Below are 13,229 nucleotides of genomic sequence, written 5' to 3'. Positions count from 1 at the left end.
TGTCGGCGGGATGCGTCAGAATTGAGTCCAGGGCCACCGCACCACACATCAAGGGGCACGCATGTCCGGACTGATCGACACCACGGAGATGTATCTCCGCACCATCCTCGAGCTCGAAGAGGAAGGTGTGGTCCCCATGCGCGCCCGCATCGCGGAGCGGCTCGAACAGAGCGGCCCGACGGTGAGCCAGACGGTCGCGCGCATGGAGCGAGACGGGCTGCTGACGGTCGCGGGCGACCGGCATCTGGAGCTGACGGAGGAGGGCCGGCGGCTGGCGACCCGGGTGATGCGCAAGCACCGCCTCGCCGAGTGCCTGCTCGTCGACGTCATCGGGCTCGAATGGGAGCAGGTCCACGCCGAGGCGTGCCGCTGGGAGCATGTGATGAGCGAGGCGGTCGAGCGCCGCGTCGTGGAGCTGCTTCGGCATCCGACGGAGTCGCCCTACGGCAACCCCATCCCGGGCCTTGAGGAGCTGGGCGAGAAGGCCGAGGCCGATCCGTTCCTGGACGCGGGCATGGTGAGCCTGATGGATCTGGACGCCGGTGCCGACGGCAAGACGGCCGTGGTGCGCCGCATCGGTGAGCCGATCCAGGCGGACGCCCAGCTGATGTACACCCTCCGGCGGGCCGGCGTGCAGCCGGGCGCGGTGGTGAGCGTGACGGAGTCGCCGGCCGGTGTGCTGGTCGGCAGCAGCGGCGAGGCGGCCGAGCTGGACTCCGAGATCGCCTCGCACGTGTTCGTCGCCAAGCGCTGAGGCCGTGTGCTGACCGCGGCTTGCCGCGAGCGTTTTCTTTCTTTTCGCACTCTCTCCGAGTGCCCCTCATGAGCCCGCTGAGCTGCGCCGACGCGCCGCTGAGCGGGCTCGGTAAGTCCTTGCGCGTTGAACGGACTTGTGCGAATCCGTGCGATACGGCCGGTCTCGTGTCACGCTGACGCATGGCCATGCGTCGGCCTGTCCTTGCCAGGGAGGGGGCTCGGATGCATCCACTGAATCGGGAGACGGTCAGGGCCCCGGCGCTGCGAGCAGCCGGGGCCCTGCCTCCCCATGTCCCCCACCCAAGACCCGGAGCCCCGAGCTCTCAGGGTCTTCCCCCACGGGCCCCCTTCCCGGTAGGGCCCGCCTCCCGGCAGATGTCTCCCCGTGGTGAGCGCGGCCAATCCTTGAGCGAGGTCACTCGAACGAGGGGTGTTCTGCGCGGGAGCGGTGCGTTCGAATAGGGGTTCGATAGTGTGGAGCTGGCCAAGGGACGATTGGGGGTGCCAGGGCACATGGTGCGGCGCATCGATGTGACGGGGACCGGCGGCGTACGACTCGCCGCCTGGGAATTCACCGACCCGCCCAAGACCGGTGGCGGGCTGGAAGGCGGCGAGCACCGTCCGGGCGTGCTGCTGCTCCACGGCCTGATGGGGCGCGCCGCGCACTGGGCGGACACCGCCCGGCGGCTGAGTGCCCGTCACCGCCCGGTCGCCCTGGACCAGCGTGGCCACGGCCGCAGCGAGAAGCCCGCCGACGGGCCGTACGACCGTGAGGCGTATGTCGAGGACGCCATCGCGGCCGTCGAGCAGCTGGGGCTCGCCCCGGTCGCCCTGATCGGGCATGCCATGGGGGCCCTGACGGCGTGGCAGTTAGCGGCCCGGCGCCCGGATCTGGTCAGTGCACTGGTCATCTGCGACATGCGGGCGTCCGCGCTGGGGGCGGCCTCGCAGCGCGAGTGGACCGAGTGGTTCCGTTCCTGGCCGGTGCCGTTCGCCACGCTTGCGGACGTCCGCAAGTGGTTCGGTGAGGACGACCCGACCCTGGAGCGGCCGCGGCCGGCTCGTGGTGAGTTCTTCGCCGAGGTGATGGCCGAGCGTGCCGACGGGTGGCGGCCGGTCTTCTCCCGCCGGCAGATGCTCACCGCTCGTGAGACCTGGGTCCATGACGCCCATTGGGACGAGCTCGCCCAGGTGCCGTGCCCGGCCCTGGTCATCCGCGGCCTCGACGCCGAACTGGGCCGCGCCGAAGCCCAGGAGATGGTCCGTGTCCTCCCCAGGGGCGCCTACGCCGAAATCCCCGAGGCGGGCCATCTGCTTCCCTGGGAACAGCCCGACGCCTGGTGCGACGCCATCGAACCGTTCCTCCATACGGCGACGATGCCGAGCTGAGGGGTGCGGCGCGGGCGGCGCGGGGCGGGGGCGGTGCACGGCGGATGCCGGGCGCGCCCCGGGCCCTTCGACGGCTGCGGCACGGCGATATGACGACGAGTCGGCTGAGGTTGTTTCAGCCGACTGAGCGCTTCGCCCGCCTGAACGCTTCGGCTGCCCGAGCGGTTCGGTCGCCTGAACGCTTCGGTCGCCTGAGCGCTTCGGTCGCCCGGGTGGTTTGCTCGCCTGAGCGCTTCGGTCGCCCGGGTGGTTTGCTCGCCTGAGCGCTTCGGTCGCCCGGGTGGTTTGCTCGCCTGAGCGCCTGAGCGCCTGAGCGCCTGAGCGCCTGAGCGCCTGAGCGCCTGAGCCGCCTCGGCCGTCGCGGCCGGAGCCTTGGCCGTCAGTGCCGCGTGCGGCTGAAGTGCCCTTGGTCCTGCGTTCGGGTTAAGCCCTCAGTCCAGCGTGCGGGTGAAGTCGCCGCGCTGGACGCGGCCGGCGAGCGAGTCGTCCGCGCCGCTGAGCAGGGAGCCGTAGCCGGTGGCGGCCCAGAGGCTGTCCTCGGCGGGGACCTCGAAGTACGGGACGGGGCGGCCGTCCCGCCGGTCGGTGAGCACCTCCGGGGCGCGCCGGGCGCGTACGGCGCGCAGGCAGGTCTCGCAGGCGGCCACCCGCAGCTGCTCACGGCGGCCCAGGGGCCGCCAGGGTATGCGGCGGACGGCGGGCCCGTGCAGCGGGTGGAAGAAGCACAGCGGCAGCGTGACGGGGGCCTTGGAGAGCGCCGCGCGGCCCTCGGCGATCAGCGCGAATACCCCCGCCAGATCGACGGTTCCGCGCGCCCGGTCCAGGACCGTGCCGGCCGCGGCATAGGCGTCCAGGGCCCGTTCGAGGGCCGCCGGTTCCCCCTGCGCGGCCCGCGCCTCCTCGCCCAGCCGGACGACTTCCTCCGTCGCGCGGTCGCGCAGCCCGGCCTCGTCGGCCTTCCGCGCGGCGGCGAAGACCGAACGCGGCAGCGCGAACGGCGTCGAGAGGTCACGCAGCCGGGACCGCCGCCGCAGCAGCAGCCCCGCCGCGGCCAGCAGCAGCACCGGCCCGACGACGAGGGACAGGATCCGTAGGAGCGGGGACCCGTGCGCGCCCGACGGGGCTGCCTCCTTGTCCGCGCCGGCCGTCTTGTGCGGCGTGGGCGCCGAGGTGCCCAGGCTCTGGGCGGTGGCCTTCTCATACACCGCGTCGCCGTTGCCGGCCTTGATGATGCTGATCGCGCGGGCGATGCGCCGGGCCGGCCCCGCGCCCTTCATGTCGTCCTGGAAGAAGACCGCGGCGGCGGCGTGCGACGCCTGATGGGCGCCCTCGGGCCATTCGCGGGCGGAGATGTCGCCGGGAAGGTCCCCGAGCGTGATCAGGATCGACGGGCCGCCGCCCATCCGGTCGTGGACTACCTCGGCGAGCCGGTCCGGCTTGCCGCCCCAGCTGTCGCCCTCGACCAGCGGCACCAGCGCGACCCGGATCGGCAGGCCGGTCCGCTCGATCTGGTCGACCAGCTTGCGCTGCTGGTCGGCGTCGACGGCCGTGGAGAGGGACGGATCGACATGGACCGGCGAGCGGCGCAGCGCATCGGCGATCTTCTGCCCCGGGCTCTTTCCGCCCGGACCCTGGTCGGCGGCCGCACCGGGCGCCGCCGCGGCGAACAGCAGCGCCAAGGACGAGGCACCGAGGCCGAGTACGGTCCGCAGCCGGCGGGCCGCGGCGCGCCGGGGGCCGAGGCGGTGGGTGGGGTCAGTGCACACCGAAGTACTCCCGTACATCGCGGGTGAGTTGATCTATTCCGGCGCCGTCGCCGAGCGCGGCCAGCGGTCCGGGCAGAGTGGCGTACGGGGCGGACGACCCGCGTCCGGCACCGCCCGAGGAGCGCAGCCGCAGCACTGGGCCGGGCGTCGCCCGGCACGCCTCGCACACCGGCAGCGACCGGGCCCGGCCGCCTCCGTCCGACCGTATCTGTGCGCGCTTGGGGGCCGCGCCGTGCAGCGGGTTGCGATGGCAGGCGTGCTGTGCGGCGGACGGTTCCTCGATGGCGGTGCGGCCGGCGCGGGCCAGCACGACGGCGCAGGCGAGCGCGGTGGGGGTGGCGTCGGCGTCGATCCGGCTGTCGCTGTCGCCGTCGATCAGCAGGGCGGCGGCGTCCAGGCACTCCCATGCCCGGCGCCGGTCGTCCTCGGGCAGGGCGGCGGCCGGCTCCAGGGCGGCGGTGAGGGCGTCGAGTTCCTGCCGGGCGGTGCGCCGCAGCCACGACAGCGAGGGCTGGTGCGGTGCCTGGGCCGGGTCCTGGCCGCCGTTCGCCGCCCGCACCCGGCGGGCGGCCACGCGGACGGTGCCGCACCCCGCGGCCACCAGTCCGAAGAGCAGGCCGCCGGCGAAGGCGCCGACGAGCAGACCGGGTGCGAAGTCCCCGGCGAACAGGCCGGGCAGCGCCTGCTCCTCGGCGGGGTCGGCGGCCGACGGCGGGACATAGGGGGCGTTGCCCTTGCTGTCCTTGGGGGACTTGGCGAGGTACGTCAGCAGCCGGTCCAGGCGGCGGCCGAGCTCGGGGGCGGTGGATTCGGGGTACGACAGGTCGCGCGGGCGGTCGATGAGGTACATGTCGTTCACGCGGGTGCCGTAGTTGACGACCTCGATGCCGCCGGACACCGGCTCGACGAGCACGATGAGCAGGTCGCGGCGCAGCCGGTCGTGCAGCGACTTGGCCAGCAGTTCCTTGTCGCCACCGGACTCGTCGTCGCTGCTGCTGGGCACGGAGGCGATCACCACCGGAAGGTCCAGCGCGCGCAGCCGCTCGCGGAGGCGGTCGCGTTCGGCGATGTCCAGCGCGGGGGTGCTCTCCGGGTCGAGGTAGAGCGGGTCGCGGCGCAGCCCGTCGGCGACCCGGTCGAGACGCGCGCGCAGGTCGGCGGCCGTCGGGCGGGAGCCGTCGCCGCTGGTGGTGTCGTCGAAGACCTGCGACGCGGTGAAGGCGATCAGGCCGGCCAGCACCACGGCCCCCGCCAGCAGGGGCAGCGATCGCGCGCGCGGAACCGGCCCGGGACCGGCGGCCGACCGCCGGCCGGCGCCCCCTTGCTTCCCGGCGCCGCCCTTCTTCCCCGGGCGCGCCTTCGTGCCGGCGCCCGCCTTCGTCCCGCCGCGCGGCGCCGGTGCGCCCCCGGCCGCCGCACGGCGCACCCGCCGCCGGCGCAGCGCGTACAACGTGATCAGCAGCGCCGTCAGCGGGATGCCGGTGACCGCGGCACCGGTCACAAAGCTCTGGTTCTCGCGGTCGGTGCGGCTGATGTGCAGGGCGGGTGGTTCGTCCGACCCGTCCCCGTACTTGGCGCGTGCCTTCTCGGCGCGCTGATGCGCCTGCCCGGAGGTGGCCACCTCGACGAAGTGCCGGAAGACCTCGCGGGGGGTGGCGTCGTACGGCAGCTCGTACAGCGTCGCGGTGTCCGCGTCCTGGACACCCGGCAGGCTCACACCGTAGGTCTGCACCGCGTCCAGACCGGAGTCGGTCAGGGCGACATACAGGCCCTTGCGCCCCAGCCGGTCATGGACACCGGCGAGCAGGGCGTCGGCCTTCGATCCGTAGGCGGTGCTCGGCAGCACGATCACATACGTCGGCACGCCGAGCCGCCGGGCCTCGCGGGCGAACTCGGGCGCGGACGAGCGGGGGACGGCGAGCGGGAGCTGGTCGCTGATGTAGACCGGGCTCTTCCGCAACTGCTCGGCGAGGTACGCGGTCTGCGTGGGCTGGTCGGGCCCGGCCGGCGCCGCCTGTACGGCGCCGGCGCACAGCAGCACCGCCAGCCAGCCCGTCACCAGCACGATTCCGGCGCGCATCACCGCCCCCACCCCCGTCTGTCCCCCGTCGTCGCCACGACCCTCGCCGCTGTCGTCGCCACGACGCTACCCCCCCGCGCGCACCGGCCGGCGCGGCCTGTGGACAACCTCACGGCGCGGCCGCACCGGCCCGTTGGGCCCAGGGCGGGTCCGAGGAGCTCACCGGCTCACCCCTTGCTGACCGCCCCCAGGATCTCCGGCAGCCGACGGGCCACGCGGGGCGCCGCCACCCGCAGGCCCAGCTCGGCGATCACCGCGCCGTAGACCGCACCGACCGGCAGCAGGACCCACAGCAGCGCGTGCAGGTCCGCGACGTGCAGCCAGATCGTCAGCGCCAGCAGCGGCGAGCACAGCACCGCGCCCACCAGTACGCCGCCGAAGAGGCTGAACCACGCGATGGCGCCCTGCCCGGGAGCGACGTTCTTGTTGCCCTCCGAGGGGATCGAGTACGGGAAGAGCGCCGACGACAGCGCGCCGGTGGCCATCAGGGCGCCCAGCACGGCCAGCGAGAGCCCGTAGACCTCCAAGAAGTCCGACCACGGCCCGATGAGCGCGGCGGAGCCGACGACGACCAGCGTGACGTACGGGACGGCCACCAGTGCCAGCGCCAGCGCACGGGCCCGCAGCTCCTGATAGGCGTCCCGCGGCGTGGCGATCGTCGAGGCGACCATCCAGAACGCCGAGGTGTCCTGCCCGAACTGGTTGTACATCTGCATCCCGAGCAGCGCGGACGCCGAGAACGCGGTGTAGATGCTGCCGTTGCCCTGTACGGACGAGACGATCGGCACCAGCAGGCCGACGCCGATCGACGTCGCCCAGGACATCTTCGACTTGGGGTCGCGCCAGGCGTAGCGCAGCGTGCGGAGCATGACCGTGCCCGTACGGCCCTCCGGCAGCAGCCGCGCGAGCCCCCGCTCGCCCGTGCCGGAACGGCGCGCGCTGTCCTTCTCGACCGCCTGGAGGGTGGAGGAGTCCGGCGACGTCATCAGGGCGGTCAGGGTGCGCTGCCACCACCACAGCAGCAGCACCAGCGCCAGCGCCGCCAGCGCCAGCCCGGCCAGCGCCCGCCCGTACGCGCCGTTTCCGGCGTCCTCGACGGCGCTGACGGCCGAGGCCGGCGGCACCCAGCGCAGCACATCCCCCAGCGGCTCGAGTACGGACAGGCCGTCGGGCCGGCCCAGCCTCTGGGCGGCGATGTTGACGCCCTGCGCGCCGATCGCGATGAACAGACCGCTCAGGACGGCGAGATCGCGGCCGCGGCGGCTGGTCAGCAGCCGCACCGACGCCGTGGCGACCGCGCGCGCCAGCGAGACGCACACCAGCACCACCAGGGCGACCGCCACGACACCGACGACCGCGCCGACCGTTCCCTTGGCCACCGCGATCACCGCGCCGGTCACCAGCGCGAGGGTGACGACCGGGCCGATCCCGACGAGCGAGGCCACCAGCAGCGAGACGATCAGCGGGCGCGGCCGCAGCGGCAGCATGACCAGCCGGGTCGGGTCCAGGGTCTCGTCGGAGGCGGGGAAGAACAGCGGCATCACCGCCCAGCCCAGCGTGAGCAGGCCGGTCAGCAGCACGACCAGCGCTCCGACGTGGGCGTTGCCGCGCAGCGCGGTCAGCCCCAGCACGACGCCGGCGGCGAACAGCAGGCCGACGAGGACGGACCCGACGTACGCCAGCGTGCGCCCGGTCGACTGGCGCAGCCCGTTGCGCAGCAGCGACAGCTTCAGCCGTACGAAGACGGCGGTCGGGGACGGCGCGGCGGCCGGCCGCGCGGCCACCGCGGTGGATTCGGTGCTCATCGGGCGCGGCCACCGCCCAGCCAGTCCAGGCTCTGCCCGGCGGCGCGGTCGTTCGCGCCGACCAGTTCGAGGAAGGCGTCCTGAAGAGAGGGGGCCGCGCCGCGCACCTCGTCGAGCGGCCCGTCCGCGCGGATCCGCCCGGCGGCCATCACCGCGACCCAGTCGCACAGCGACTCGACCAGCTCCATCACATGGCTGGAGAAGATCACCGTCGCCCCGGAGGCGGTGTAGCGCTCCAGTACGCCGCGGATGGTCTGCGCCGACACCGGGTCGACGCCCTCGAAGGGCTCGTCGAGGAAGAGGATCTCGGGGTTGTGCAGCAGCGCCGCGGCCAGCCCGATCTTCTTGCGCATACCGGTGGAGTAGTCCACCACCAGCTTGTGCTGGGAGCCGGACAGGTCCAGGACGTCCAGCAGCTGGTCGGCCCGCTTGTCGACCTCGTCGCCCGGCAGGCCGCGCAACCGCCCTGTGTAGCCGAGCAGTTCGCGGCCCGAGAGGCGCTCGAAGAGCCGCAGGCCCTCCGGCAGCACACCGATCCGGGACTTGACGGCGACCGGGTCCTGCCAGACGTCGTGCCCGCCGATCTCGACCTGGCCGGAGTCCGGCCGCAGCAGGCCCGTCACCATGGACAGGGTGGTGGTCTTGCCCGCGCCGTTGGGGCCGACCAGTCCGATGAAGCGGCCGGCGGGCAGCGTCAGATCGATGCCGTTGACGGCGATCTGCTCGCCGAACCTCTTCCACAGCCCCTGGATACGCACTGCGGGCGGGCCGCCCGCGGCCCCCGCCGCGTCCGGCCCGCCCGCAGCGGCGGCCGATGTGTGCTGCGGCGGTGCCGTCGTGGCCCGCCCCTCGTGGTGTTCCGGCTCGTTGGCCACCGGTCCTGCCCTTCGACGTCCCCGCAGGGGCCGTCCTGACCCCCGTCCGACATCCCACGATACGAGCAGGTACCGACAGGCGGGCGCCGTGGGGCCGTGGGCGGCGGCGGAGCCGCCGGGGCGCGGGTCAGCGCGCCCGGACCGCCGCCGCGTCCTGGGCGCAGGCGTACGCGAGCGGGCTGATCAGCTCGTCCGCGTCCGGCAGCCAGCGGTTGGTGGCGGTGGGGCGGCGCGCCCACTGCACCGAGCCGTGCGCGCCCACCCGGGTCGGCGGGGCGGCGATGTACTCGCCCTCGCCGCGGCAGATCAGGTCGAGGCCGGCCGGTGCCCAGCCGATCTCCCGTACCCGGGCGGGGACCTTGACCGCGGCGCCGGGCAGGACGAGGAAGAGCATCCGGCGGTCCGGGGTGCGGGTGACCGGGCCGAGGGTCAGTCCCATCCGCTCCATACGGGCCAGCGCCAGGCAGCCGGCCGTCTCGGGCACGTCGAGCGCCTCGAACGCCCGGCCCGTCGGCAGCAGGATCGACGCCCGCGGCTGCTTGCTCCACATGCGGCGGACCGCCGTCGCGCTGCCGCTGGCCAGCCCGGCCCAGCCGGGCGCGGTGGGGTGCGCGCCGGGCGCGGCGCAGTCGCCGGCCTCGCACGAGCAGCGCAGCCGCTCGCCGTCGTGCTCCAGCCATGCGCCGGGGAACACGTCCCAATGCCGCTCTTCCGCGTAACGCACCGCAGTTTCGAGCAGCTGCTCGCCGCGCTGCTTGGGGATCTGCGAGGCTCCTGTGACTCCGATGGTCTCTTCCACGCATATGACAACTCTCCGTGTCACCAAGGGTTACGGCTGAATGGATGAGCTGCCCGGCGCATCGTTCTCGCACGTGGGGCGCATGGATGCACCGGTGGGGGCGCGTGTGCGGGTGGGGGCCGGTGAGCGGGTAGCCACCTGCGTGACGGGCGGAGAGGCCGCCCGGCGGCAGGCCGCGGTGCATGAGGGGGAGGCCCTGCACGGCGGTGCCGCTCTTTGCGCACGAGCGCCGCCGCGCCATTCCTCGATCGTCAAGAGCAGTCGCGTGACCCACGCGTGTGACCGGCTTCGGTGAACAGCGCTTCGCACGGGATGCCCGGAACCTTGCACAAACCGCTCATGAACCGGCATCCGCTGCAAAGCGTGTATCCATCAGATCCCGCCCATCACGCGTATCCGGGAACTCTCGGATATCCGGGATATTCGCGGGGCATCGATCACGGGGAACGGCGTTCGACGGCGAACGCGCAGCAGTAACCAGGGGGTACAAGCATGGCCGCCAGGCCACTCGTCGCGCGGCAGCCCAATGAGCGGCTGCAGGCGCTCATTCAGGAAGCCGCCTGCTCCAACGCGGGGCTCGCCCGCCGCGTCAACATGTGCGGCGCGGAACACGGTCTCGACCTGCGCTACGACAAGACCTCCGTGGCACGTTGGCTGCGCGGGCAGCAGCCGCGCGGCCGCGCCCCGGCCGTCATCGCGGAGGCACTGGGCCGCAAGCTGGGCCGCACGGTCACCATCGACGAGATCGGGATGGCCGACGGCAAGAACCTCGCGTCAGGGGTGGGGCTGCAGTTCTCGCCGACCGTCCTCGGGGCGATCGAGCAGGTCTGCGAGCTGTGGCGCAGCGATGTCGGCCGACGGGACTTCCTCAGCGGCTCCACGGTCGCGGCCTCGGCGCTGGTCGAGCCCAGCCGCGACTGGCTGATCACCGGTGCGGACACCCAGGTCGCCCGGAACGCCGGGGCCCGGGTCGGGGTTTCGGACGTCGAGGCGGTGCGCGCCATGACCACGGCGCTCAGCGAACTCGACCACCGCTTCGGCGCCGGGCACGTCCGTCCGGTCGTCGTGCACTACCTCAACAGTGTCGTCTCCGGGCTGCTGGCCGGTTCCTACCGGGAGTCCGTCGGGCGGGACCTGTTCGCCGCGGTGGCCCGGCTGACGGAGCTGGGCGGCTACATGGCCGTCGACACCGGCCAGCCCGGGCTCGCGCAGCGCTACTACATCCAGGCGCTGCGGCTGGCCCAGGCGGCCGGCGACCGCGGCTACGGCGGCTATGTGCTCGCCGCGAGCATGAGCCATCTCGCCGCCTCGCTCGGCAACCCCCGGGAGATCGCCCAACTGGCGCGCGCCGCGCAGGAAGGCGCACGCGGGCACGTCACACCGCGCACCGAGGCGATGTTCTGCGCGGCGGAGGCGCGCGGGCACGCCCTGATGGGCGACGGCAGGGCCTTCCAGGTGGTGGCGGGCCGGGCGGTCGCCGCGATGGAGCGCGCCCAGCAGGCCACCGACGCGGGCGACGACCCGGTGTGGATCGCGCACTTCGACCAGGCGTATCTGGCCGATGAACTCGCCCACTGCCACCGGGACCTGGGGCAGCCCGGGCCCGCCGGCCAGCGTGCCCAGGAGGCGCTGAACGGGCATCCGGAGGGCCGGGCGCGGCGCCGCGCCATCGGCATGCTGCTGCTGGCCGGCGCCCAGGTGCAGCAGCGCGAGGTCGAGCAGGCCTGTCATACGGGTACCCAGGCGGTGGAGCTGCTGAGCGGGCTGCGCTCGGACCGCGGCTCGGAGTATCTGGAGGACTTTCAGCTGCGTTTGGAGCCTTATCGGGACGAACCGGTCGTCAGGGAGTTCAGCGCGCGACTGGAGCTGCGGGCCGCCGCGGCGTGACGGGCCCGCGGCGGCGGGCGGACGATCTCGGGAGAGGGGGTGGATCCGCACGGTGACCAGGGGGCGTGGTCGAACGTCGCTGCGAACCGGTAGCGTGCAGCCGACGATTCCGTAGGTCTGCACGTTGGTAGGAGTCACGGTGACGCAGAGCGGACAGGGCCACGACCCGCAGAATTCTGCGGCCGGTCCCGCGCGAGAGGGCATTGTGCTGCCCGCCAACGGTGAGCCGTGGGTGCCCGACCAGCAGGCCGCGCCGCCGGCCGGCCAGCCCTGGGGCCAGCCCTGGGGCCCCGGTCAGCAGGCCGCCCCCGCCCCCGAGCCGTACGGGCAGCAGCCCGCCCAGGGGCAGGGGTACGGCCAGCAACAGGGGTACGGCCAGCAACAGGGCTACGCCCAGCCTCCGGCGCAGGCCCCCCAGGCCCCCATGCCGCAGCAGGCTCAGCCCCAGGGGGGCCAGGGCTTCCCGGCGCCGCCTCAGGGCCAGCCGTCGATGCCGCCCCTGCCGCCGGCCCAGCAGGCGCCCGGGCAGCAGGCCCCGCCGCTGCCGTACGGCCAGCCGGGCGGCCAGGCGCCTCAGGTCCCGTCCCAGCCCCAGGCTCCGTCGCAGCCCCAGGCCCCGTCCCAGCCCCAGCCGGGCCCCACGGGGGAGCTGGTGCGGGCGACCCCGCAGCAGGCCGCGCCGCTGCCGCCCGCCGCGGGCGACGCGGAGGCGACCACGCTGATACCCCCCTTCGACGCACGGTCCGGCGGACCGGGTGCCGCGCCGCTGCCGCCCGAGGCGACCGCGCGCCCCGAGACGCCCGACGAGTCCACCACGATGCTGCGCGCCATCAAGCCGCCGCAGGGCGGCCCCCAGGGCCGGCCGATGCCGCAGCCCCAGCCGATGCCCGGCGCCGCGGGCGACTCCGAGGCCACTCAGCTGATCGCCCCGGTGGGCGCCGGCACGCCGGCCCCGCCTCCGGGCGCGCCGTACGGCGTCCGCCCGGGCGCACCCGGCGACCGTGCCACGCCCGCCGAGTTCGACGGCCTGTTCCGCGACGGGCCGGGCGCCCAGCAGACGGGCGCGCCGGACTCCACCGCACAGCTGCCCCGCTTCGAGGACCCGGGCCGGCCGCCGTACGGCGGGCCGGGCCAGGGCTACGGCCAGCAGTTCCCGCCCGGTGGCGGCTATGACCAGCAGGCCGCCCCGTATGACGACGACGCCGACGGCGGGCGGCGGCGCCTCGCCCCGGCCGTGATCATCGGCCTCGTCGTGGTGGCGCTCGCCGGCGCCGGCCTCGGCGTCGGCTGGGCGCTGAGCGGCGGCGGTGACGACGACACCGCGAAGAAGCCCGGCCCCGGGAGCAGCGCGGCCAAGGACGCCGGCGCCAAGGACGAGCAGCCGAAGCCGACCACCGACCCGGCCGAGGCCCAGGCCAAGGGTCTGGACGCGTTGCTGGGCGACAGCAACAACAGCCGCGCGTCGGTGATCGGCGCCGTCAACAGCATCAAGTCCTGCGACAACCTCGCCGGCGCGGCGAAGGATCTGCGGGCCGCGGCCGGACAGCGAAACGACCTGGTCAAACGGCTGCAGCAGCTGCCCGTCGACAAGATCCCCAACCATGCGCAGCTGACCGCGGCGCTCACCAAGGCCTGGCAGTCCTCGGCCTCCGCGGACAACCACTACGCGGCCTGGGCGGGCCAGGTCGCCGGGAAGAAGGGCTGCCACAAGGGCAAGGCCCGGGTCACCAGGCAGACCGCACAGGGCAACGCCGCCAGCGGCCAGGCGACCGCGGCCAAGAAGCAGGCCGCGCAGATCTGGAACCCGCTCGCCCAGAAGTACGGCCTGACGGAGCGCCGCCCCGAGCAGCTCTGAGCGGCTGCCGGGGCGAG

The 13,229-nt window shown here is 74.1% G+C and carries 9 protein-coding genes; 4 read left to right on the top strand and 5 right to left on the bottom strand.

The annotated features are described in order from the left end of the window. Window positions 1-61 precede the first annotated feature (61 nt). Together AC0680_RS34775 and AC0680_RS34770 are read left to right on the top strand one after the other, a co-directional pair. The gene (locus tag AC0680_RS34775) at window positions 62-754 is read left to right on the top strand and encodes an iron-dependent transcriptional repressor DtxR (protein WP_238574840.1); all 693 of its coding nucleotides are present in this window, start codon (window positions 62-64) and stop codon (window positions 752-754) included. A 515-nt stretch (window positions 755-1,269) separates the two neighbouring features. Next, window positions 1,270-2,145 carry an alpha/beta fold hydrolase gene (locus AC0680_RS34770; protein WP_478636904.1) on the top strand — a complete coding sequence of 292 codons (876 nt, stop codon included), beginning with the start codon at window positions 1,270-1,272 and terminating at the stop codon, window positions 2,143-2,145. A 431-nt stretch (window positions 2,146-2,576) separates the two neighbouring features. Here the strand turns inward: AC0680_RS34770 and AC0680_RS34765 are convergent, their stop codons facing one another. From AC0680_RS34765 to AC0680_RS34745, 5 genes are all read right to left on the bottom strand, one after another. Beyond that, window positions 2,577-3,929 (bottom strand): hypothetical protein, encoded by a 1,353-nt coding sequence (locus AC0680_RS34765; protein WP_478636903.1) that lies wholly within the window; start codon window positions 3,927-3,929, stop codon window positions 2,577-2,579. Further along, complete coding sequence (locus AC0680_RS34760) at window positions 3,901-5,991, bottom strand: hypothetical protein (RefSeq protein WP_478636902.1); 2,091 nt, start codon at window positions 5,989-5,991, stop codon at window positions 3,901-3,903. The genes AC0680_RS34765 and AC0680_RS34760 overlap by 29 nt, the downstream gene beginning before the upstream one ends. Before the next feature lie 167 nt (window positions 5,992-6,158). Beyond that, window positions 6,159-7,796: a transporter gene (locus AC0680_RS34755; RefSeq protein ID WP_478636900.1), complete on the bottom strand. Its 1,638-nt coding sequence runs from the start codon at window positions 7,794-7,796 to the stop codon at window positions 6,159-6,161. Continuing rightward, window positions 7,793-8,671 carry an ABC transporter ATP-binding protein gene (locus AC0680_RS34750; RefSeq protein WP_478636898.1) on the bottom strand — a complete coding sequence of 293 codons (879 nt, stop codon included), beginning with the start codon at window positions 8,669-8,671 and terminating at the stop codon, window positions 7,793-7,795. The genes AC0680_RS34755 and AC0680_RS34750 overlap by 4 nt, the downstream gene beginning before the upstream one ends. 127 nt (window positions 8,672-8,798) lie before the next feature. Then, the gene (locus AC0680_RS34745; RefSeq protein WP_384425146.1) at window positions 8,799-9,470 is read right to left on the bottom strand and encodes a bifunctional DNA primase/polymerase; all 672 of its coding nucleotides are present in this window, start codon (window positions 9,468-9,470) and stop codon (window positions 8,799-8,801) included. 492 nt (window positions 9,471-9,962) lie between these two features. Here AC0680_RS34745 and AC0680_RS34740 point away from each other — a divergent pair, with 492 nt between their 5' ends. Beyond that, window positions 9,963-11,357: a transcriptional regulator gene (locus AC0680_RS34740; RefSeq protein ID WP_478636895.1), complete on the top strand. Its 1,395-nt coding sequence runs from the start codon at window positions 9,963-9,965 to the stop codon at window positions 11,355-11,357. A gap of 139 nt (window positions 11,358-11,496) precedes the next feature. Next, entirely contained in the window at window positions 11,497-13,212 is a 1,716-nt protein-coding gene (locus tag AC0680_RS34735; protein WP_478636893.1) for a hypothetical protein, read from the top strand. The last annotated feature ends 17 nt before the right edge of the window (window positions 13,213-13,229 follow it).

This window comes from Streptomyces sp. NPDC043738, assembly GCF_056436545.1.
Note: the sequence above shows the minus strand (reverse complement) of the source record. Positions and strands in the feature narration are given on the sequence as shown.

What these genes read in the sequence shown, in the direction of transcription:
- AC0680_RS34740 (WP_478636895.1), top strand. Translation starts at nt 9,963, where the DNA reads ATGGCCGCCAGGCCACTCGTCGCGCGGCAGCCCAATGAGCGGCTGCAG.
- AC0680_RS34760 (WP_478636902.1), bottom strand. Translation starts at nt 5,991, where the DNA reads ATGCGCGCCGGAATCGTGCTGGTGACGGGCTGGCTGGCGGTGCTGCTG.
- AC0680_RS34765 (WP_478636903.1), bottom strand. Translation starts at nt 3,929, where the DNA reads ATGTACGGGAGTACTTCGGTGTGCACTGACCCCACCCACCGCCTCGGC.
- AC0680_RS34775 (WP_238574840.1), top strand. Translation starts at nt 62, where the DNA reads ATGTCCGGACTGATCGACACCACGGAGATGTATCTCCGCACCATCCTC.
- AC0680_RS34770 (WP_478636904.1), top strand. Translation starts at nt 1,270, where the DNA reads ATGGTGCGGCGCATCGATGTGACGGGGACCGGCGGCGTACGACTCGCC.
- AC0680_RS34755 (WP_478636900.1), bottom strand. Translation starts at nt 7,796, where the DNA reads ATGAGCACCGAATCCACCGCGGTGGCCGCGCGGCCGGCCGCCGCGCCG.